Below are 18,189 nucleotides of genomic sequence, written 5' to 3' on the forward strand. Positions count from 1 at the left end.
CCACCACCCCGCGCCCCGCGCTCACCCCACCTGCGAGCGCGGGCGCACTGCCATGCCCGCCACACCACCCCACCAGTTCGTGCGCGAATCTAACTCGCACAGAACATTTTTCAGTTGTTGCGACAAAAATGGGCCACCCCGCACAGTGGTCATACGGGCAGCCAAGGCGGCGAAAACCTCGCCACCGGGATCCGCTCCCGATCGACACCACGGAGACCACCATGTCGAAACTCATCACGCGCGGCGCGGGCATCCTCGTCGCGCTCGCCGCGGTCACCACCGCGGCCACCGCCGGCCCCGCGAACGCCGTCACCAGCGGCGACCCGCTCGCCACCGGCTGCGCCAACGGCGCCCAGACCATCTGGAGCAGCAACTACCTCGGCGTCGGCACCGTCGAGGTCCGGTACAGCCCCAGCTGCGGCACCAACTGGGTCCGCGTCACCGGCGCGACCAACCGCGCCAGCGAGGCCGGCATCACCTCTCCCGCCTCCGGCTGGCAGTGGTCGCCCTCCTACGGCCGCAGCCCGTCCTCGTACTGGACGCCGATGGTCTACGCCCCCGGCAGCACCTGCATCCAGTTCCGGGTCAAGATCCAGAAGCTCGACGGGCTTTCGGTGTGGGACACCGGATACAAGACGCTCTGCTGACACGACGACCTGACACCCGCCCACCGACCAGACGGCGCCCTCTCTGCACCCGGGAGAGGGCGCCGTCGCACGCCCAGGCCCCCTTCAAGGTCTAGGCACCCGAGGCCTGCCCGACACCCGGTTTCGCCTGCTCAGTCCGACAGGTACGCCATCTGCACACGCAGCAGGTGCGACTCCGGCGACCACTCGTCGAACCGATCGAGGACCCCTTGGAAGTCCTCGGCCTCCAGCATCGCCCTCGCCTCGGCATCGCGATCGAGACCGAACTCCATCGCCATCGCCGCGCCCTCGCGCAGCGCGTCCAGCTTCGTCGGGAACAGCCACACATCCAGCCGGCCGCCGCCGCTGAACCCGCGGTGCGCGAGCGTCCACATCCCCGGCGGCACGTCGAGGTCATCAGCCGCATCGTCATCCCCGCCGGCGGTGGCCTCCGCCTCCCATCGCTCGCCGGGCTCCCCCGGCAACATCGACCCGCCACCGGGCCGCTGCTCACCGAAGAGAGCACGGGGAACGGGCACCTGCACGTCCTCCGCCGCCGCGTTGAGACGGGCATGCGCTTCGCCGAGACCCACGAACGCCGTCGACGCCCCGAGGAACATCGGGGCCTGCGGGATCTGCTCAAGCCCGACCTTGGCCCAGTGCGCCGAGAGCGCCGTGACGGCCGCGAGCTCGTCCGCCTCTCCGGTCCGGGCGACCGCCGGATACGGGTACAGCAGCACCAACGTGTCGATCGCCCCCGACATGCGCGCAACGACCTCCGAGACCATCCACGCACCCAGATCGTGACCCCGCGCAGGCTCCGCGATCACCACCGACTCGATCAGGATCACCGTGTGGATCGGCGGACCATCCCCGAACCCCGCCTCCAGCTCGTCCCCGAGGTCATCCCCCTCGAACAGCTGCCCGTACAGCTGCGCGCGCTCCGACCCGAACGCCTCCAGCAGCGCCGCAATCGAATGCCCGGCCGCCAGGCGCACGACGGTGAACGCGGCGAACCCCACATGGACAGGATCGTCACCGACAGCCCCATCCGCGATGAGCATCTCCAGGTCCGCCCGCCACGTCGTGATCGCATCCGGCGTCAACCAGCTGGTGCTTCTGAACGTCACCGCGGGCGCGACCAGCTCGGTCATCTCTTCGGTGTACGCGGCCGCCGCATCCACTGCCGCCAGCAGCAGATCCCACAGCCGGCGCCCATCCCGAAAGTCCGGGTCGACCAGCGTCAGGTGCGCGGCGCGTTCGATGTCTGCCGCCGCAGCGGCCGGGCACAGCTCGTCCTCGCGGTACTGGTTGTGCCGGTGCCCGAACACCGTGTACGGCTGATCATCACGCGTGGTGACCCCGACCGCACCGCCGACGACCGGGAACGGCAGCTCCACCTGAGGCGACTGCTCGAGCACCACCAGCATCCCCGCTGCCTGGCCTCGCGTAACGAGCTCGCGCAGCAGCGACCCGTGATGAATGAATCCCTCGACCGCGGGCCGCTGCGCCCACACCGCACCGTCGGCCCCGACAGTCGGCTCGTGCCCTGGCTGCGAGCACGTCGTCAAGTACCCCGCGCGGTTCACCGCAGCGAGCACCGGCACCAACTCCAGGCTCTCCTCATCCGGGCCCGCCTCGCGCGCGTACCCGGGCTGCGAGGCCACGCTCCCCTCGAGCCAGTCCGCGGTCAGCGCCGCGACATCCTCCAGGGACCGCGCCTGGCTCCATCGCGCGTCGCTCGTCGACTCGCCGCTCACCGCGGGATCGATCCGGTCGGGAAGATGTCCGTTGTGGCCATGGCCGACATCCTCCCCGACTGTCCCTGGGACAGCCAAGCCGCAGAGGTCGGCGGCCCGCTGTTCCAGCGACATCGACGCCGGACGAGCGCGAGCGGCACGTGGAATCGCGAACTCTCGCGCGCCGGTGACACCGGTTTCGCTGGAGCCTATTTCGCCGAGTTGTAGGCGTCGATCACACTCTGGCTGATCCGGCCTCGTTCGTTGACCTGCAGCCCGGATTTGCGGGCCCAGGCGCGGATCGCGGCGCTCTGCTCGCGGTCGATCGGGGTCCGCGACGTCGACGCGGCGATCGCCTTGCCGCCACGCTGCTTGCGCCCACTGATACGCCGCCCGTTGGCAACCCAGTCTTTCAGCGACTCGCGGAGCTTGGCCGCGTTCTTCGAGGAGAGGTCGATTTCGTAGGTCACTCCGTCCAGACCAAATTCCACGGTCTCATCCGCGGTCTGCGTATCGTCCACATCGTCGACCAGCGTGACGGTGACCTTGCGCGCCATATCCCCTGACTCCTTCATTTCGCATTTGCTGAACTGGAAACACCGCGTTATTCGCTGCAAGCCTAGCTGCTACTGGCAGTGCGTTCGTGCACATTTCCGCGAGCCCGGAATATTCACTACCTCACGCTGTCGATGAACTGCGTCGCGTTACCCTGCCGCCACCTGGAGGCGACGCCCCGGCAAGGAACTGCGGGACGCCCAGAACCCTGTCCTCACGCGGTAAATGGGCTCACTGCAGGAGGCGGGTCCGCGTTCCCACGCCGTCCTCTCCGGCGGGGCCCCGCAAACGATTTTCCCGCTGTCTCGACGGAAATGGCGGATCCCTGACCTGGACTAATCTCACTGGCATATGTCTAGGCCGTCAAACACTAACTCGACGCGCTCCATTTCCCGTGCTACACAGGCGATATGAACGCGATCTCTCGTGCTGCGGCCGACTGGCTCGATTGGAATTCCTGCAGGGAGCTGTCCGCCGCCGACGTTGCCGAGCAGCTAGGTATTACCGAGGCCAGCGTCGCCACGGCACGGCGCCGTTACCCCGAATTCCCGGCTGCTGTCTCTCCGACCAATTCCGGGCCCATCGCACGCTGGAAGGCCTCGGAAATCTACGACTACCAGCTCGCCACCAGCGGACACCCGCGACGCCGCCCATTACCCGTTCCGCGCCTGCACCCGCGCACCGGAACTAACGCCCCCACGCTCTTGGAGACCGTGACACTGCGCTACGAACCGGGCATCGGATTCCCCCTCCGTTGGGTCGCGCACGTCATCGAAACCTACGATTGCGCCAATCCCGTCGTCCTCGCATTCCGCATCGGATCGACCAGCGCACTCCCGGCAGAGCGCGAACTCGCCGCCATCGAACATGCCTCCGTCGGATACGTGCCACCGAAGTCGACGTTCGTCCTCGCCGAGGACGCCGCACCGCGAGCGCACCTCGAGCGCCTCGACCCTCGGATCAGAGCCCTCGACAACGGCCGCTACTGGCGCGCTCACTGGACAGACCTCGCCGCAGCGCTCCCCGGATTCCCTCTCCCCTGGTGGCCGAAAGAGTTCCGCAACCCCCATCAGATGCGCATATGGCGCCCGGGGGACGCACCGCACGCCATCACCCTGCGCGCCTCTCGGCGCCCCCTGCCAGCGCCGGTGAACCTTCTCTACATGTCCGACGACGCGCTCGATGCGTGGTCCCGCTCGAACCACGAGAGGACGGACTACAGCTACCTCGGCAGGCTTGTCCCGCAGGCGCATCCGGTGGTCACGATCACCTACCGGCGACGAGCAACACGGAAGGCGGCCAGCCCACGGACCTAGCCAACGGTTGGGTGTGTCGAGATACCGAACATCGACCGGGCTCCGCTAGCGTGAACGTCATGAACAGCACTGCGGCATCGATGGGATACGCGCTCCACGCGAGCGCGCACCCTCCGCTTGCCGCGGTCACCGCCGCCAATCGGGCCGTGAGCTCGTTCGCCGCAGTCACCGCCGCCAACCATGCGGCGGCCAGGTCGATCGCCGCGGCCACCCGAGCGACCCGCGCAGCGAGTTCGATCGGCGCGATCACCGCCGCGAACCGCACAGCCAGCCCGATCAGCGCGATCACCGCCGCGAACCGCACGGCGGCCAGCGCGCTCGGCGCCATGGTCTCCCCGTCTGCGGCGTCGACCATCTCGAAGCACATCCTCAAGACCGTCCCCACTCCGTTCGCTGACCTGAGCAAGCTGTGGCCCCGCTCCACGCCCTCCCCGATCGCGGCCGCGGCCAACGCGAGCCGGTGGAACGCCGACAGCATCGTCGGCAAGATGTGGAACCCCAACTCGGCCATCGGCTCCACCTACCGCAAGCTGGCCGCCAAGCTCGACGACTGGTCCAAGTACCTCGACGTCATCACCTCGGCCCGCCACCTCGGCGAGGCCTTCGCCGCCTGGTTCTATCGGTATGCGACCGTCCGCGGCCCGCAGACCTTCGCTGTCGCCCCGCACGTGCTGCGCACGCTCGAGGCCCAGGCCACCATCCGCGCGTTACTCCTCGCACGCCTGCGCCTGATCGGCGCCCAACCACCACCCGGCCGGCAGGCCACTTCACGCCCGCAGCTCGTGCGCGGCCCCACCTTCCGCGGAGTACTCCATACCTCCGCGGATTCCCCGATCGCCACCGCCGCGGCCGCCTAACTCGCGCGCCGCGCCCAGGCCGGGATCCGCACCCTTCTCACAGAAGTGGAGCGCCCCATGGCGACCTTCAGCTACGCCCTCGCAATCCTCACCGGGATCCCGGTGATCGTCCTCGTCCTCTGCATCGCCCTGACCGTCTGTGTCGGCCTGACCACCAGCGACACCGCGCGCCGGCACCACGCGCGCAGCACCTTGCGTGACCTGCTGACCGCCCTGCAGGGCATGCGGGGAGGCAAGCGATGATGCACACTGCACACCCCGGCGGCCGACCGCCGCTGCTCTCCCTCGACGTCGTGCGCCGCATCCACGAGATGACCGTCGCCGGCTGCACGACCCGACAGATCTGCGATGCCCTCAACGCCGACGAGATCCCCACGCCCACTGGGGACGGGCCGTGGACCCGCATGCACATCTGGCGCCAGGTGCGCACCGCGCGCTACATCAGCCTGGCCGCGGCGGCGGCGTGACCCACGACCGCGGCCCGCGACCGACCCGGGCGGCGCCTACTACCTGTGGTGGTCGCGGCTGCGATCGCGCCGCTGGCGGGTGTGCTCGTCGAGGTAGACGACGGAGCTCGACGCCACCCGTTTGCGGGCCGGCAGCAGGCTCCGCGCCGTGACCACGTGGATGATGCCGAGCACGACGAACATCGCGCCCACCCACCAGACCCGGTGGATGGCCAGGATGGCCATGATCCCCGCCAGCGTGAGCAGCGCGCCGGCCCACCGGTAGGTCGACGGCGCGATCCACCGCCCCGCCACTCCGGTCGCGGCTTCGACGGACCGGTCCTCCGTCACGCGGGTGATCAGCCACACGGCCGCGAACAGCAGCGCTGCGCTGATCACTCCGAACACGATCTCGACGGGCGTGTTCAACATCGGCTTCTCCTCCGTCAGGGCGTCTCGGCCCTGATCATCCCCGAGGGGTCCGACAAGTTCGCGGGATCGGGGCGTCTCATCGTCGGTCCGCTATCGGACGGTGCGGTAGCCGATGCTCTCGAACAGCGCATCGTCGGCGGTGCCGGGCGGCCAGCTCCCGCGGAGGTCGTCGAGGAACAGGTTGCGCCCGGATCCGGCCGGGTGCCGGCCTGTGCCGATCTCGCAGCCCAGGACCTCGCCGCGCTCCGACGCCGCCCAGGCGTGTACTCGCAGGTCAGGCTGGCCGTTGTGGTACCTGCCGCCGACCCCCACGACCAGGGCGACCGCCTCCAGGTAGGGCTCGCTGAGCATCCACCACCGCGCCGCCGTGGTGTCGAGGATCAGGCTCGGGTGCGCAGACGGCCGCAGCTCCATCAGGGTCGCCGTCGGCCAGTCCTCCCGCGGCCGGTCGTGCTCGCGGTGAGGAACCAGCGGATCTATCGTCGTCCCGTCGGGCCGATCCGCGGCCAGGCGCACCAGATCGTGGCCATGGGCCTGACGCAGCTCGCCGCGCATGTGCCGCTGGAAGCCCTTGATGACCTCCGGGTCTGGACCGTTCACATCGTCCCCTTCCGGCGCCGCGGCACGTGCTGCACGACCTCGCGGGTGCGAAGGCCTTCGCCTACCCAGTAGGCCGCGGCGGCGAACGTCTCGTGCCCGGTGGTGTCGCACGTGGCGACCCGCCGGCCGTTGCGGTAGACCGTCGTACGGATCTCCCACTCGCCAGGCCTATTCAGAACCTCGCCGATGTCCGCCATGCGCTCCGCACCTCCCGTTGTACGTCAGCCGACCGCACCGCGCCGAGAGGCCGCGGTCAGTCACTCGGCTTCTCGGCGGACGAGGCCGAGGCCTCGCCGCCGTCCGCCTGGTCGTCCTCCCCGCCGCCCACCCGGTAGGGCTGGCCGCTGGCCGCCTGGACCAGCTTCCGAATGCGCTCCATCCGGTCCTCGCCGGCCTGCGTGGGCCGAACGCCCGCGTTCTCGTCAGCCATCACGACTCTCCATCCTGTCGGGTCCGGCTGATTGCCGAACAGAACTCCATTCGCCCGTGGGGCGCGCTTCACGCAGGCCCGCGATACCGCCGGGCGCCGTCCATCACCTCGGCCCAGCTCACCGGCCGCTCATCGAGCTCTGCCGCGGCTGCCCGACTCCGCGCGCGGCCTGCCGCTGCAGCAGCAGTGCACGCACCCGCTCAGCGGCCCTCGTCGACGACGCGCGCCGCTGCTCCCACTCCCACTGCGCGCCGAGGTTGGGCATGTCCTTGTACCGCACCGCCCACACCTCGGGGTCGATGGCCTTCTTGAGCTGGTTCACGCTCGGCACCGTCGTCGGCATGCCGTCACTCCCTTTCGTGTTCGGTGCACCACGGGCGGCTCGGCTTCACCGAGCTCACCGGCCTCATGCTGCCACCTGCCCGTTGTGCAGGGCGGCGTAAATCCGGCCGCCCAGCCATTCGCCGACGGGCGGCGAGACCGCGTTGCCGAACCCGTCGACCTGCTGGCGCTCCTGGCCCCAGACCTTGAAGGTGCCCTTGTAGTCGTGAAAATCGACATCGAACGCGCACCCGCGTCCGATCTCGTACGAGCGCATCATCCGGAAGTAGCAGTCCTCGAGCGCGATCTCGGCGAGCATCGCGTTGTACTCCACGGACAGCAACGCGGTGGTATCTCGCGCGGTGAGGGTGCCCAGCGGGTCGGTCAGCGGGTGCGGCGCGGTCTCGGCGCCGGTGCTGCCGTTCTGCTTGAACCAGCCCGACAGCAACCCGGGGATCTGCTCCGCGGTGACCGTCGGCATCGGCGCCGCGTGCGAGGTGGGCGTGGTGTTCTTCCGGAACGGGATGACGCCGGAGACGATGGCCAGCGTCTCCGAGCCACCCTGCGTCGGCAGCGCCTGGTCCAGGCCTCGCGGCGCGCCCTGGTAGTTGTCGATCGCCATCGCCACGGGCGGCGTGAGCAGCCCGGTCGTGTTCGTCGCCGGCTGCGTCCACAGCGGCTGCGACAGATCCCTGGTCCGGCACTCGGAACCGGGGTGCTCGAAGCTGTTGGCCATCTGCATGATCGCGCCGGTCGACAGGACCGCGGTCTCCTGCTGCGAGGTCTGCGTGGCCATCGGCTGCCACGGGTGCCGCTCGCTACCGTGCACGGCCTTCGCGGGCATCAGCACCGCGGGGAACTGCCCGAACTGCTGCCGGCACCGGTCCGCCCGCGCCAGCGTCGCCCGGGCGTGGGTGGCGTAGTAGATCTCGCCGGTCTTGCGGTCCTTGATCTTCTTGAGCGGCATGTCGCCGATCCGCCGGCCGAGGTCGGAGAAGTCGATCGCGTGCAACGACGGCGTCGCCGGCGGCATCACCGGGCGCCGGCACCGCGGGCACAAGTACTGGTACTGCTTGCCGTACCGGACCGATCCCGTCGCGGGAACCCCGGTCTTCCAAGACCACACGGCCTCGACGGCGTCGTCACACGAGTGGCACCACGAGAGCGGGCAGTGGTCGAGATCCGGGGCGGGCAGCTTCTTGTCCCAGAAGACGATGTAGAGGCGGTCGCGGCTCTGGGGGACGCCGAAGAACATGCTGTTCAAGCGCAGCTCGCGGTACCTGTAGCCCAGGTTCTCGAACTGCTTGAGCCACCACCGGTAGGTGGAGCCGTCGCCGACCTTCTTCTTCCCCGGCACGGCCTTACCCCATGACACCAGCTCGGTGGTGCATTCGACGAGGATCATCTTCGGGTGACGGGCGTCCGCGTAGTGCAAGACGCAATTCGCTGTGGCCCTGTCCTTCTCGGACTTGGTCACCCGCTCCTGGTACTCCGGATCGTCCATGTCGAACAGTGATTCACCGGTCGCGTACGCCTTCGTAGTGTTCGCCTGGCTGTGATTCGTACACGACACTCCGGCGGTGAACAGGTCGGCGTACGGCAGGTCGCGGACGTCGTGGTAGGCGGTGGATTCCTCGTCCACCAGGTCGGCGATCCAGTGCTCGGCCTCCGGGTGGTTGGCCTCATGGATTTCGACTTTGTACTTGTTGTGGTTGGCACAGAGGATTACTTCGAAGCCCGCTTTTCGGATGCCCCAGGTGAGGCCTCCGAAGCCGGAGAACAGGTCCAGTGCGGTGAGCACGTCGTGCGCGAATCGCCGTGGGCGCGTTGCGGGCCTATGCTCGGCTACCGCGGTCATAGCTCTACTCGCCATGCGGTTATTGTACGCGAATAACCTTGTTCGGTCAACGGTTTTTCGTACGCGGCAAACGCCCCCCGGAACGACTCGGAACACCGCCCGACAACCAGCGCTGTCACCTTCACGCTCCGGCGGCGATTCCCGTCAACGCCGGATGCACCAGACGCCCACCGCGGGTGTCCTTCTTGACGTTCGGCCCGGCCTTCTCGAGGTGCCGGTCCCACTGCATCACCGCGACCAGCTGCCGCCAGCCGCCAAGCAGGTGCCGGCTCTCGAAGATCTGCCCCGGCGATCGGCACACACCCAACGTCGATTCGGCGGCCGCGGCATCGCGCACCACCGCCGCCCACGCCCGCGACTGCAGGAACTGCCGCCACTCCCCCGCCGTGCCCAGCTCCGCCCGGACCGGGAGCGCGAGCACGGCCCCGTGCCGGCCCGCCGCCGCGCCGGTCGTCACGACCATGCCGCCGTCCTCCCCGGGGTAGTGCCGCACGGGCAGCATCGACAGGCCCCACAGGCTGCACCACGCCACCGCGGCATCGACGTCGACCGGATGCGCCCCGTGCCACCCTTGGATCACGTCGGTCCGCCCCGGCTCGAGCTCGTCGCCGCGCAGCGCCGCGGCGATCGCCACCGCCGAACGACCGGCGACGTACTCGGCGCCGCGGACCAGGCGGGAGCCGACGATCTCGCGGCCCGTCGCACCGAAGGTCATGTCCCAGGTCGACCGGCCACGGTTGCGCGTCGGGGCGGTGCGGATCGGGGCCCGCACCCCGAGCCCCCGCCGAAGGCGCCGGTCGCCCTCGGTGACCTGACGGGACTGGATCAGCTCGATCAGCCGCGCGGTATCCCCGATGGTGTGCCGCCCCTTCGGGTCCTCGCGCGGCGTCAGGGCGTGCCACGTGTGCCCCAGGAGGGGCTTGCCGTCGTGCGCCGGCACACGCCAGGGCGAGCCCGCATCGGCCACGCGGGAGGCCTGCCGCAGCAGCACCTCGGCGAGCGCAGACGGGCTGATCGCCACCGAGGGTGCACCGCCGGCCATGTCGTGCCCGCCCACAACACCGAGCCCCTCAGCGTCGGTCAACGCGAGCGCACCCAGCATCGCCAGGTGCGGGTACGGGTGCCCGGGCGTCGTCGCCTGGCCGAATCGGATGGTCATCGCTTGACCACCACGTCGTCGTTGATGGCCCACCAGCCGGCCGCGTAGAGCGCCTGATCGTAGGGCTCCGTGTCCTCCGCGGGCGCGACCTCCACCTCGTGCTCACCGTCGACGAGCAGCAGATCCGTCTCCGCGTCGCGGTCCTGCGCGAAGACGAACTCCACCTCGAGGTGTTCGCCGTGGTAGTCGATCGCGCGGCCGCCGAGCGCGTGGGAGGCGCGCAGGCACACCCCGCGGTGCCAGGCCGCCGGCCAGCGGCTGCCCTCGAAGCGCAGCAGGCGCGGCATGTCCGCGTCGGTGCGGAAGGTCAGCAACGGCTCGTCGCTCTCGCGCACGGCCGCGGCGAGCTCGTCGGCCGCCGCGAGCGTCGCCGCGTACATGGCCCGGGCCGCGATGGCCGCCGAGTCGGGGACCGGCGCGCGGCCCTGCTCCCAGGCGCGAGGCGTGCGATTGTTCACCCTCAGGTGGCCGGCCATCCAGTCCAGGGTGACGCCGACTCCTTCACGGATCGCGCGGAACTCGGCGGCCGTCATGCGGCTGCTCGTGTCGTTGGCTCCCATGGTGCTTCCCCGCTTCCGGAAGGCCTGAGGCGTGTGGCCTTCCTGGGAAAGTATGCGCGCCCCTTTCAAGGGCGTCAACCCCTAAAAGGGGTTTCGCTTGCCGGTGCGCGTCAGATCCGCCCGCGCCGACCCCAGTCGAACCCGGGACCAGCGATCTGCTCGCCACCATTCGACGGCGACAGCGACAGCCCGGCGATCGCCGCCAGATCACTGAGCGGAATCACCGCCGCCCGAAACGCCTCATCGTCCTCGGCGCACACCTGCCAGATCACCTCTTCAATCTGTTGCGGCTCAGGCGCACCCACCACGAGCTCATACAACCGCGCACTCGGGCCGGCGGGAAGATCCTGCGCGACCGGCTCCGCGCGCAGCCCATCGCTCGTGACCCGGATCCCGATCAGCTCGCCACCAGCGGCGCCGATCCCGGCGAAGCAACCTCGCGGAAAGAGCGCCACGGATCCACGCGTGATCTCCCCGAGCGGAACACCGCGCAGCAACAGCGGCTCCTCCATGGCCTTCCCGTCCAGCAACGCCGCCGTACCGGTGACCGGACCGAAGTCACGAGCCCCCGGCAGCAGCCACAACGGGTACATCGCGACCACGTCGACCGCACCCTGCAGGTAGTCCCCGGCAGCTTCCTCCGGGGTCAGCCGATGGGTGAAGATCCGCCCCGCGAGCAGCCCCGGAGCCCAGACCCACCGCCCGTCAGCAAGCGCGACAAAACCCTCATCGAACTCCCCGAACAGCAGGTCATCCAGGTCGTCCCTCACGCGACCAGCCTGGTCACCGCCGACCGATAGAGCGTCCTCGAGCTCACGCGAGGTCAACGGCCCTCGCGCCGCGAGGAGTTCACGCACCCGCATCGGCAGGCCGGCCGAGCCATCCGCCCCGGGGGCGCGCCCCTGCCCCGCATCGTCATCCCTCGACATCGCGACCTTCCTTCGTGCCCACTCGTCCCCTAGCTGCGCTGCTCGGAGACCCAGCCGTCGCGCACACGAACCTGCCGGGCCTCCTCCTCCGTGGCCGCGATCTCGGCCGGCTGCGCGCCAGCTGGCGGGGTGTACATCACGGTCTGGCTGTCCAGCGTGCGCGTCCACCCGGCTCGCAGGAAGACTGCCTCGTGCCGGAGCACCGCGCGTTGCTTCGCAGCCGCGCGGTCCGTGGCGAACATCAGGGCCGACGGGGCCGCCGCGGGTTGTGCGGCGGGAGCCAGCGGATCGACCACGACCTCGGCGTCCGTCAGGTCGATTACCGGCACCTCACCGCCGAACGCCTGGCGCCACGCCTCGAAGTCGGCGGCCGACGCGGGGTAGCCGTTCACATCGTTCATCGTGCTCATTTCCATTCGTCGAAGGGCTCGTACATGCAGCTTGTCTGGGTCTCAGCCGATCCGCGAGGGAGTTTCGTCCTGCACGCGATGGAACTTGCCCCTGAGCGTCTCAACGAGATCCCGGGAGAAGATCCGGAAGTACGGCGCGCCAGCGGCCGGGAGATGGTCAAGAGCGACGACAACCTCATACCCCTGGTCGGGAAGGGCGAGCCAAACGTCGCGCTCATCGGTCTCGCTGATCCACACGCAGCCGGCGCAGTCGACGTAGCCGTAGTCGGCAGGCCTCCGATCCACGCCTCCGGCCGTACCCGTTGCCACCGCCTGCATGAGCCGACTCCCGTACGAGACGCCATGCGCTCGGGAAAGGTCGCTGGCCCACCGGGCGGCGGAGTCGTCTGCTCGGGAGGACTCGGACTCCGCAGGGACGGCGGCGACGACCGGCGTACCCGGGTGCTCCTTCGTCAGGGCCGCCGCGGAGTCCGCGCGGCGATCGGTCACGTCGCCCGGTATCCAGGTCATGGCGCGCTCCAGCCGGTCTCGTTTCACAGTCATCTCCTACTCGGGGCGCTCGGTGGGGAGCGCCTTGCCGGTCAGCGAAACGTTGAACGACGCGCACAGCGCCAGCACCGGGCTGCACGGCCAATCCACCTGGCACTCGTGGTACGGGATGCCGTCGTACTCACCGCCGGCGCGGTAGAGCGGCGTGCAGGCGCGGCACCAGAGACCGACCCGCCCTGGGGCCGCGCATCCACCATCCGGATCACGCGGGTGGCCACACTCTTCGTCCCAGCACTCCTGGTCCTTGATCCGCACACGCCACGGGCGGTGCACGTCGAGATGCGAGTACAGACCGTCCCCTCGCGCCCCGGCGCCGGGCTCTCCGAGCTCCACGGCGATCGCGTCGCGCAGCGCCACCTCGAGCGGTTCGCGCTTCTCCCGCGGCGGCAGCTCGAACAGGCCCTCCATGGGTGTTGCGTCGCCGCGCTGCGGCAGCAGCTTCGTCGCCTCGGACGGCGGAAACAGCCGGACGTACCCGTGCCGGTAGACGTCCACGTCGGAGACGTGCTCGGAAACGAAGCTCATCGCGTCGGGCAGCCCGGCGATCGGTCCGAACAGGCACCGGACGCCGGCCGATTCGACCTCCACCGCCAGAAGGCTGGAATCCCAGTTCGACATCGTGCTCTCCTACGGCTTGATTCAAGGGGTTGAGGATCGGATAGGCCGGGCCAGGTCAGAGTCCGTGCGCGGCCAGGCCGTGCGCCACGCCGCGGTTCCACATGCCGCCGAGCGCGAGGGACAGGCGGTACCGCTGGCTCCTGCCCCACTTCAGCTTCTCGGCGGGCGCGAGGCCCTTGACGGCGTTGTCGACGTAGTCGAAGCCGCGGGCGAACTCGGCGTCGGGGATCGCGTACTTGGTGTTCATCATGAGCGTCGCTCGCTTTCCTTGGGCGGGAGGATTACTGGGCTGCCAGATTCGACAGGACGTTGGTGTTGATGTCCTCGATCAGCTCGTCGACGCGTGGGCCGCAGCCGCGGGTGAACTTGCCGGAGGAGTCGGCCGTGATCTCCGCGTCGTCGAGCTGGTAGCGCGCGAGGATGATCCGGCCGCCGGCGCTGTCCTCGTTGAGGATGGTGCTGCTGCTGGCAAGACGGATCGCGCCGTCGCGGAGGACCAGGAGATCGTGGCGTCGGGTGATTGTCAGGCCTGCGACCATCACTCGGTCGATCTTCGGTTTGGCGGTGGGCATGCTTGCAATCCTCCTCTCTTCGACTATCGGAAATCGTCTCCGGCGCGGCCAGGTAGCGGGAGTTCGGAGATCGCGGTCTCGGGAATCAGTGATTGAACCGCGCCAGCCTCGGGGTCCACGTGGCGCCTGAGGAAGTCATCAGCCCGTCGTTGCGCGCCGTCAACGACAGCCGGTTCGGCCCATCGTTGCGCGGCCCGCTTGTAGTCGTGATCTGCCACTGATCTTTCCTTCGATTTCCTCAGACATCTCGTTGGACCACAGCCGGCGTGAACCCGGAACGCGCGGACGGCCAGCCCAGCGCCGCCGCCACTGCGTGCAGAACACGCTCGATCTCCGGAGCTCCGACCTCGTTGTCCTCACTGACCCAGTTGTCCCGATGTAGGTACACCATCGGGTCGTCGTCATCAGGACCGATCGGCCGGAACTCGACGCCGATCCGCTCCGCATCGGCCCTCACCTCCTGAGCCGCACGGATCGCCGCGGCTTCGCCAGATGAACCGGACAGGAAGTACCGGGTCTTCAACGTTCCCTCCGTCGGGGTGGGGCCGACGTCGGTGTCACCGGAGCCCTCGTCGAAGAAGTCGACCGACGCGGCCCACTGCTCGCGAGAGTCGACTCCCTCACGTCGACGAAGACTGATTCCCGTTGACCAGTACCTACCGATCATTTCGATCTCCTTCGTTTGTCAGACCGCAGCGGCGGCCTGCGCCGCCGCGAGGACTCGGAGCCACGACGTCCGATCGATGCCGTGAAACGCCCCGTCGATCGCACCGCGCTCCGCAGCCTCTTCCTCGCCGCGTGCCCATCGACGCAAGGCGTACTCGATGACCATCGCGGTCCGCTTGTCGTCGTCGTAACCGGCACGGACCAACTCCCGCAGTCCGGCCTCAACATCGATCCTGTCGACGTTGTATCCAGGAACCAACGGTCGTCCGAAAGCGTCTCTAGCCATGATCTTTCACCCTTCAGTTCGTGGACTCAGCGCTGGTTGCCGTCGTGCCGACGTGCCTCGATCACGATGGCGCCGCGCTCCCGAGCCGCTTCCGCGTGCAGCTCGCACACCTCGTCGGCGAAGCCGTCCTCCCACCTGACCGCGACAGCCGGTTCCTCGCAGCGGTCCATCACGCTGGCGATCGAGCACTGCCCGACAGTGCCGAGCACCTCGTTCGCGAGGTGAGCGGCGAGGCGGGAGGTCGCCGTCAGCTCGTCGCAGAGCAGCGCCACCAGGCCCGCAGCATCGGAACCCCGGTTGGCCGGATCTTCCTCCCAGGCTCGTGCCCTGGCGAGCAGGTCGGAGCCGTGCATCGTGCCGGTCATCATGTGCCTCGATTCGGTTTCGGTTTCCGGTCGTCTACCCGGCGGCAGGCGGCGGCGCATCCAGGTCGCGCTCGATCACGCCAGCCTGGATCGCGAACGCCTCCGCCACGCGCTCCTGGGTGAGCACTCGCGGATCGTCGACCAGCGCGAGCGTCGCCTGCGCGATCAGCTCGGCATCGTCGGGCAGGGCGAAGTCCGCCTTCACTGCCTCGCAGTAGATCGCCCAGGGCAGCATGAACTCGCCGATCTGTCGATCGCCCTCGTAGATCGCGAACTCGCCGCGGTTCTCGGGAGTCGCGATGCCGAGGTGATCGATTTCGATCACGCGGCCGTCCTCGTGCGTGAACGTGATGATCGTTTCGGTGTTGCCCATCGGGTCCTCCTTCGCTTCTCCGGTTGCTGGTCGATCCGCTGCAATGTCTGGATCATCCCAGGTAGCTGCGGCACGTGGGCGCTAAGCGTTCAGTCGTCGCCGTCTTCGGCCGCGGCCGCCCTAGCACCTTCGGTGGTGTAGTAGATCTCGTCGTAGCCCGACGGCCAGGCGTCGTCGTCGGCGTCGTAGTGGATCTCGTCGTAGCCGGACGGCCAGACGTCGGTGCCGGCGAGGGCACTGGTCGCGGGCAGGGTCGTGAAGTCTGTGGTGTTCCCCGTCTTCGTACTCATGTGACGAATCTACTTTGTAGACGAAGCAGTGTCAACAAAGTAGACGGAATCAGCTCTGTAGAGCCGGGCCGCCTGCGCCCTGGCAGACCGGTCGAGGACCTACGCCTCGCCGCCGGCACCGAGGAGCGCGTCCAGTTCGCTCGCGTCGCACCCGAGGCACCCACCGCGATCGAGCCCGAGATCGCTCACCCGAGCGGCTGGACGTCGCCCGGTGCGGCGGCTAATCCGAGCTGGTCGGCGACTTCGGCGGGAGTTCGCGGCGGAAGTGCCCGATCATGCCTTCCGCACGATCGTCGTCATCGCCGTCTCCATGCCTAGATCATGCCGAACGGAGCCGACATGTGGGGGCTACTGACGCGCCCGATGCGCCCCGCTCGCGCGGGCCCCCTTAGTTTCATGGTGTCTACGAAGTAGACTCGATCTCGTGGTCGGCAGAATCCCGGAGCGTGACATCGCGGCGATCCGCGACCGTGCGCGCATCGAGGACGTCGTCGGCGAGTACGTGGCGCTGCGGCCCGCCGGCGTGGGGTCGATGAAGGGCCTGTGTCCGTTCCACGACGAGAAGACGCCGTCCTTCCAGGTGCGGCCCACGCAGGGCTTCTTCCACTGCTTCGGCTGCGGTGAGGGCGGCGATGTCATCTCGTTCCTGCAGAAGATCGAGCACGTGCCCTTCGTGGAGGCCGTTGAGCAGCTCGCCGACAAGGTGGGCATCCAGATCACCTACGAGGGCGGCGGTCCCGGCCCGAAGCAGGACCGCGGTACCCGCATGCGGCTCGTGGCGGCCAACGCCGCCGCGCAGAAGTTCTACGCCGAGCAGCTCCGCACGCCCGAGGCGGAGATCGCCCGCACGTACCTCACCGATCGTGATTTCACCGAGGAGGACGCGCAGTTCTACGGATGCGGGTACGCCCCGTCGGGCTGGGACACGATGACGAAGGCGCTGCTGCGCCAGGGCTTCGACGTCAAGGAGCTCGAGGCGGCGGGCCTGTCGAAGCAGGGCCAGCGCGGTCCGATCGACCGGTTCCACCGGCGGCTGCTGTGGCCCATCAAGAATCTCGGCGGCGACGTCATCGGTTTCGGCGCGCGCAAGCTGTTCGACGATGACAACCTCGGCAAGTACATGAACACGCCCGAGACCATGCTGTACAAGAAGTCGCAGGTGCTCTTCGGTCTCGATCACGCGAAGAAGCACATCGCCAAGGGGCACCAGGTGGTGGTCGTCGAGGGCTACACCGACGTCATGGCCATGCACGCCGCGGGCGTGGAGACCGCCGTCGCGTCCTGCGGTACCGCCTTCGGCGAGGAGCACGTCTCGCTGGTGCGGCGGCTCATGATGGACGACAGTTACTTCCGAGGCGAGGTCATTTACACCTTCGACGGCGACGAGGCCGGCCGCGCCGCCGCGATGAAGGCCTTCGACGGCGATCAGAAGATCGCCGGGCAGACCTTCGTGGCCGTCGCGCCCGACGGGATGGATCCGTGCGAGCTGAGGCAGAAGCACGGCGACGAGGCGGTGCGCGATCTCATCGCCCAGCGCGTCCCCATGTTCGAGTTCGCGGTCAAGACGCTGATCACCGAGTTCGACCTCGATACCGCCGAGGGCCGCGTGCACGCGCTGCGCCGTTCGGTGCCCGTGGTCGCGCGGATCAAGGACATGGCGCTGCGGGACGAGTACGCTCGCCAGCTCGCCGGCTGGGTCGGCTGGGACGACGTCACGCAGGTGTTGCGTCGCGTCCGTGAGGAGTCCGCGCGCATCCGCCGCGGCGAGGGACGCCCCGGGCCGGGCGCGTCGGCACCGTCGAACAACCGGATCCGGGAGGCGGTCCCGGAGGCCCCGGCGCCCCGCCCGACGGGGCCGCAGCGCCCCAACCCGGCCGACCCGGTGCTGTGGGTGCAGCGCGAGGTGCTCAAGGCCGCGCTGCAGGCGCCCTCACTCGCGGGCATGGTCTTCGACGCGCTGTCCGACGACATGTTCACCGACCCCGCGTACCGCCAGGTGCGGCTGGCGATCGAGGCCGCGGGCGGCATCGCGGCGGGCCTCGGCGGCCCGGAGTGGGTGGACACGGTGGTGCGCCACGTCGACGGCCCCGTGCTCGAGCCGCTGGTTGGCTATGTCAAGTTGATCTGGCCCCGGTAGGGCGGTTTCATTCGGCCCCACCTGAGTGGGGCCCTGAGCCGCTAGAGTCCGGGGTGTGGATGGGCGGCCGCGGGTGCGCAGTGTGGTTGCGCCGA

The 18,189-nt window shown here is 69.0% G+C and carries 27 protein-coding genes; 6 read left to right on the forward strand and 21 right to left on the reverse strand.

Going from position 1 to position 18,189, the window contains the following annotated elements; translation table 11 throughout:
* Positions 1 to 221: 221 nt before the first annotated feature.
* Positions 222 to 647 carry a DUF2690 domain-containing protein gene (locus ACM9LD_RS24350; RefSeq protein ID WP_415679093.1) on the forward strand — a complete coding sequence of 142 codons (426 nt, stop codon included), beginning with the start codon at positions 222 to 224 and terminating at the stop codon, positions 645 to 647.
* Between the two features lie 131 nt (positions 648 to 778).
* Here the strand turns inward: ACM9LD_RS24350 and ACM9LD_RS24355 are convergent, their stop codons facing one another.
* Positions 779 to 2,500, reverse strand: a complete 1,722-nt coding sequence (locus tag ACM9LD_RS24355; RefSeq protein ID WP_415679094.1) for a DUF6919 domain-containing protein — start codon at positions 2,498 to 2,500, stop codon at positions 779 to 781.
* A 74-nt stretch (positions 2,501 to 2,574) separates the two neighbouring features.
* The gene (locus ACM9LD_RS24360) at positions 2,575 to 2,922 is read right to left on the reverse strand and encodes a histone-like nucleoid-structuring protein Lsr2 (RefSeq protein ID WP_415679095.1); all 348 of its coding nucleotides are present in this window, start codon (positions 2,920 to 2,922) and stop codon (positions 2,575 to 2,577) included.
* A 408-nt stretch (positions 2,923 to 3,330) separates the two neighbouring features.
* Between ACM9LD_RS24360 and ACM9LD_RS24365 the strand changes: the two genes are divergently transcribed.
* From ACM9LD_RS24365 to ACM9LD_RS24380, 4 genes are read left to right on the forward strand one after another with little or no spacing between them, the layout of a single operon-like run.
* Positions 3,331 to 4,236: a hypothetical protein gene (locus ACM9LD_RS24365; RefSeq protein WP_415679096.1), complete on the forward strand. Its 906-nt coding sequence runs from the start codon at positions 3,331 to 3,333 to the stop codon at positions 4,234 to 4,236.
* A 59-nt stretch (positions 4,237 to 4,295) separates the two neighbouring features.
* The gene (locus tag ACM9LD_RS24370) at positions 4,296 to 5,093 is read left to right on the forward strand and encodes a hypothetical protein (protein WP_415679097.1); all 798 of its coding nucleotides are present in this window, start codon (positions 4,296 to 4,298) and stop codon (positions 5,091 to 5,093) included.
* Between the two features lie 57 nt (positions 5,094 to 5,150).
* Positions 5,151 to 5,336, forward strand: a complete 186-nt coding sequence (locus ACM9LD_RS24375) for a hypothetical protein (protein ID WP_415679098.1) — start codon at positions 5,151 to 5,153, stop codon at positions 5,334 to 5,336.
* Positions 5,333 to 5,560, forward strand: a complete 228-nt coding sequence (locus ACM9LD_RS24380) for a recombinase family protein (protein ID WP_415679099.1) — start codon at positions 5,333 to 5,335, stop codon at positions 5,558 to 5,560. The genes ACM9LD_RS24375 and ACM9LD_RS24380 overlap by 4 nt, the downstream gene beginning before the upstream one ends.
* A 39-nt stretch (positions 5,561 to 5,599) precedes the next feature.
* On the opposite strand, the gene ACM9LD_RS24385 is transcribed toward ACM9LD_RS24380, so the two are convergent.
* The 19 genes from ACM9LD_RS24385 to ACM9LD_RS24475 all read right to left on the reverse strand — a co-directional run bounded on the left by ACM9LD_RS24385 (position 5,600) and on the right by ACM9LD_RS24475 (position 15,957).
* A complete protein-coding gene (locus ACM9LD_RS24385) occupies positions 5,600 to 5,971 on the reverse strand; it encodes a hypothetical protein (protein WP_415679100.1) in 372 nt (123 codons plus the stop codon).
* Positions 5,972 to 6,061: 90 nt separating this feature from the next.
* Positions 6,062 to 6,571, reverse strand: a complete 510-nt coding sequence (locus ACM9LD_RS24390; RefSeq protein WP_415679101.1) for a hypothetical protein — start codon at positions 6,569 to 6,571, stop codon at positions 6,062 to 6,064.
* On the reverse strand, positions 6,568 to 6,768 hold the full coding sequence (locus ACM9LD_RS24395) for a hypothetical protein (RefSeq protein WP_415679102.1): 201 nt from the start codon (positions 6,766 to 6,768) through the stop codon (positions 6,568 to 6,570). The genes ACM9LD_RS24390 and ACM9LD_RS24395 overlap by 4 nt, the downstream gene beginning before the upstream one ends.
* A gap of 56 nt (positions 6,769 to 6,824) precedes the next feature.
* The gene (locus ACM9LD_RS24400) at positions 6,825 to 7,001 is read right to left on the reverse strand and encodes a hypothetical protein (RefSeq protein ID WP_415679103.1); all 177 of its coding nucleotides are present in this window, start codon (positions 6,999 to 7,001) and stop codon (positions 6,825 to 6,827) included.
* A 118-nt stretch (positions 7,002 to 7,119) separates the two neighbouring features.
* Positions 7,120 to 7,344: a hypothetical protein gene (locus ACM9LD_RS24405; RefSeq protein ID WP_415679104.1), complete on the reverse strand. Its 225-nt coding sequence runs from the start codon at positions 7,342 to 7,344 to the stop codon at positions 7,120 to 7,122.
* A gap of 63 nt (positions 7,345 to 7,407) precedes the next feature.
* A complete protein-coding gene (locus ACM9LD_RS24410; protein ID WP_415679105.1) occupies positions 7,408 to 9,195 on the reverse strand; it encodes a DNA cytosine methyltransferase in 1,788 nt (595 codons plus the stop codon).
* Positions 9,196 to 9,301: 106 nt separating this feature from the next.
* On the reverse strand, positions 9,302 to 10,339 hold the full coding sequence (locus tag ACM9LD_RS24415; protein ID WP_415679106.1) for a hypothetical protein: 1,038 nt from the start codon (positions 10,337 to 10,339) through the stop codon (positions 9,302 to 9,304).
* On the reverse strand, positions 10,336 to 10,899 hold the full coding sequence (locus ACM9LD_RS24420; protein WP_415679107.1) for a helix-turn-helix domain-containing protein: 564 nt from the start codon (positions 10,897 to 10,899) through the stop codon (positions 10,336 to 10,338). The genes ACM9LD_RS24415 and ACM9LD_RS24420 overlap by 4 nt, the downstream gene beginning before the upstream one ends.
* Before the next feature lie 110 nt (positions 10,900 to 11,009).
* A complete protein-coding gene (locus tag ACM9LD_RS24425) occupies positions 11,010 to 11,828 on the reverse strand; it encodes a hypothetical protein (RefSeq protein WP_415679108.1) in 819 nt (272 codons plus the stop codon).
* A gap of 29 nt (positions 11,829 to 11,857) precedes the next feature.
* Positions 11,858 to 12,238 (reverse strand): hypothetical protein, encoded by a 381-nt coding sequence (locus tag ACM9LD_RS24430; protein WP_415679109.1) that lies wholly within the window; start codon positions 12,236 to 12,238, stop codon positions 11,858 to 11,860.
* A 42-nt stretch (positions 12,239 to 12,280) separates the two neighbouring features.
* Positions 12,281 to 12,775 carry a hypothetical protein gene (locus ACM9LD_RS24435; protein ID WP_415679110.1) on the reverse strand — a complete coding sequence of 165 codons (495 nt, stop codon included), beginning with the start codon at positions 12,773 to 12,775 and terminating at the stop codon, positions 12,281 to 12,283.
* A 9-nt stretch (positions 12,776 to 12,784) separates the two neighbouring features.
* On the reverse strand, positions 12,785 to 13,405 hold the full coding sequence (locus ACM9LD_RS24440; protein ID WP_415679111.1) for a hypothetical protein: 621 nt from the start codon (positions 13,403 to 13,405) through the stop codon (positions 12,785 to 12,787).
* A gap of 55 nt (positions 13,406 to 13,460) precedes the next feature.
* Positions 13,461 to 13,655 carry a hypothetical protein gene (locus tag ACM9LD_RS24445; protein WP_415679112.1) on the reverse strand — a complete coding sequence of 65 codons (195 nt, stop codon included), beginning with the start codon at positions 13,653 to 13,655 and terminating at the stop codon, positions 13,461 to 13,463.
* 31 nt (positions 13,656 to 13,686) lie between these two features.
* The gene (locus ACM9LD_RS24450) at positions 13,687 to 13,977 is read right to left on the reverse strand and encodes a hypothetical protein (protein WP_415679113.1); all 291 of its coding nucleotides are present in this window, start codon (positions 13,975 to 13,977) and stop codon (positions 13,687 to 13,689) included.
* Positions 13,978 to 14,215: 238 nt separating this feature from the next.
* The gene (locus ACM9LD_RS24455) at positions 14,216 to 14,644 is read right to left on the reverse strand and encodes a hypothetical protein (protein WP_415679114.1); all 429 of its coding nucleotides are present in this window, start codon (positions 14,642 to 14,644) and stop codon (positions 14,216 to 14,218) included.
* Positions 14,645 to 14,662: 18 nt separating this feature from the next.
* Positions 14,663 to 14,929 carry a hypothetical protein gene (locus ACM9LD_RS24460; RefSeq protein ID WP_415679115.1) on the reverse strand — a complete coding sequence of 89 codons (267 nt, stop codon included), beginning with the start codon at positions 14,927 to 14,929 and terminating at the stop codon, positions 14,663 to 14,665.
* A 26-nt stretch (positions 14,930 to 14,955) separates the two neighbouring features.
* Entirely contained in the window at positions 14,956 to 15,294 is a 339-nt protein-coding gene (locus ACM9LD_RS24465) for a hypothetical protein (protein WP_415679116.1), read from the reverse strand.
* A gap of 34 nt (positions 15,295 to 15,328) precedes the next feature.
* Positions 15,329 to 15,667 carry a hypothetical protein gene (locus ACM9LD_RS24470; RefSeq protein WP_415679117.1) on the reverse strand — a complete coding sequence of 113 codons (339 nt, stop codon included), beginning with the start codon at positions 15,665 to 15,667 and terminating at the stop codon, positions 15,329 to 15,331.
* Between the two features lie 89 nt (positions 15,668 to 15,756).
* On the reverse strand, positions 15,757 to 15,957 hold the full coding sequence (locus ACM9LD_RS24475; protein ID WP_415679118.1) for a hypothetical protein: 201 nt from the start codon (positions 15,955 to 15,957) through the stop codon (positions 15,757 to 15,759).
* A gap of 424 nt (positions 15,958 to 16,381) precedes the next feature.
* Between ACM9LD_RS24475 and dnaG the strand changes: the two genes are divergently transcribed.
* Positions 16,382 to 18,094: a DNA primase gene (dnaG, locus tag ACM9LD_RS24480; RefSeq protein WP_415679119.1), complete on the forward strand. Its 1,713-nt coding sequence runs from the start codon at positions 16,382 to 16,384 to the stop codon at positions 18,092 to 18,094.
* The last annotated feature ends 95 nt before the right edge of the window (positions 18,095 to 18,189 follow it).

The organism is Tsukamurella hominis (assembly GCF_965137015.1).
GTDB lineage: Bacteria > Actinomycetota > Actinomycetes > Mycobacteriales > Mycobacteriaceae > Tsukamurella > Tsukamurella hominis.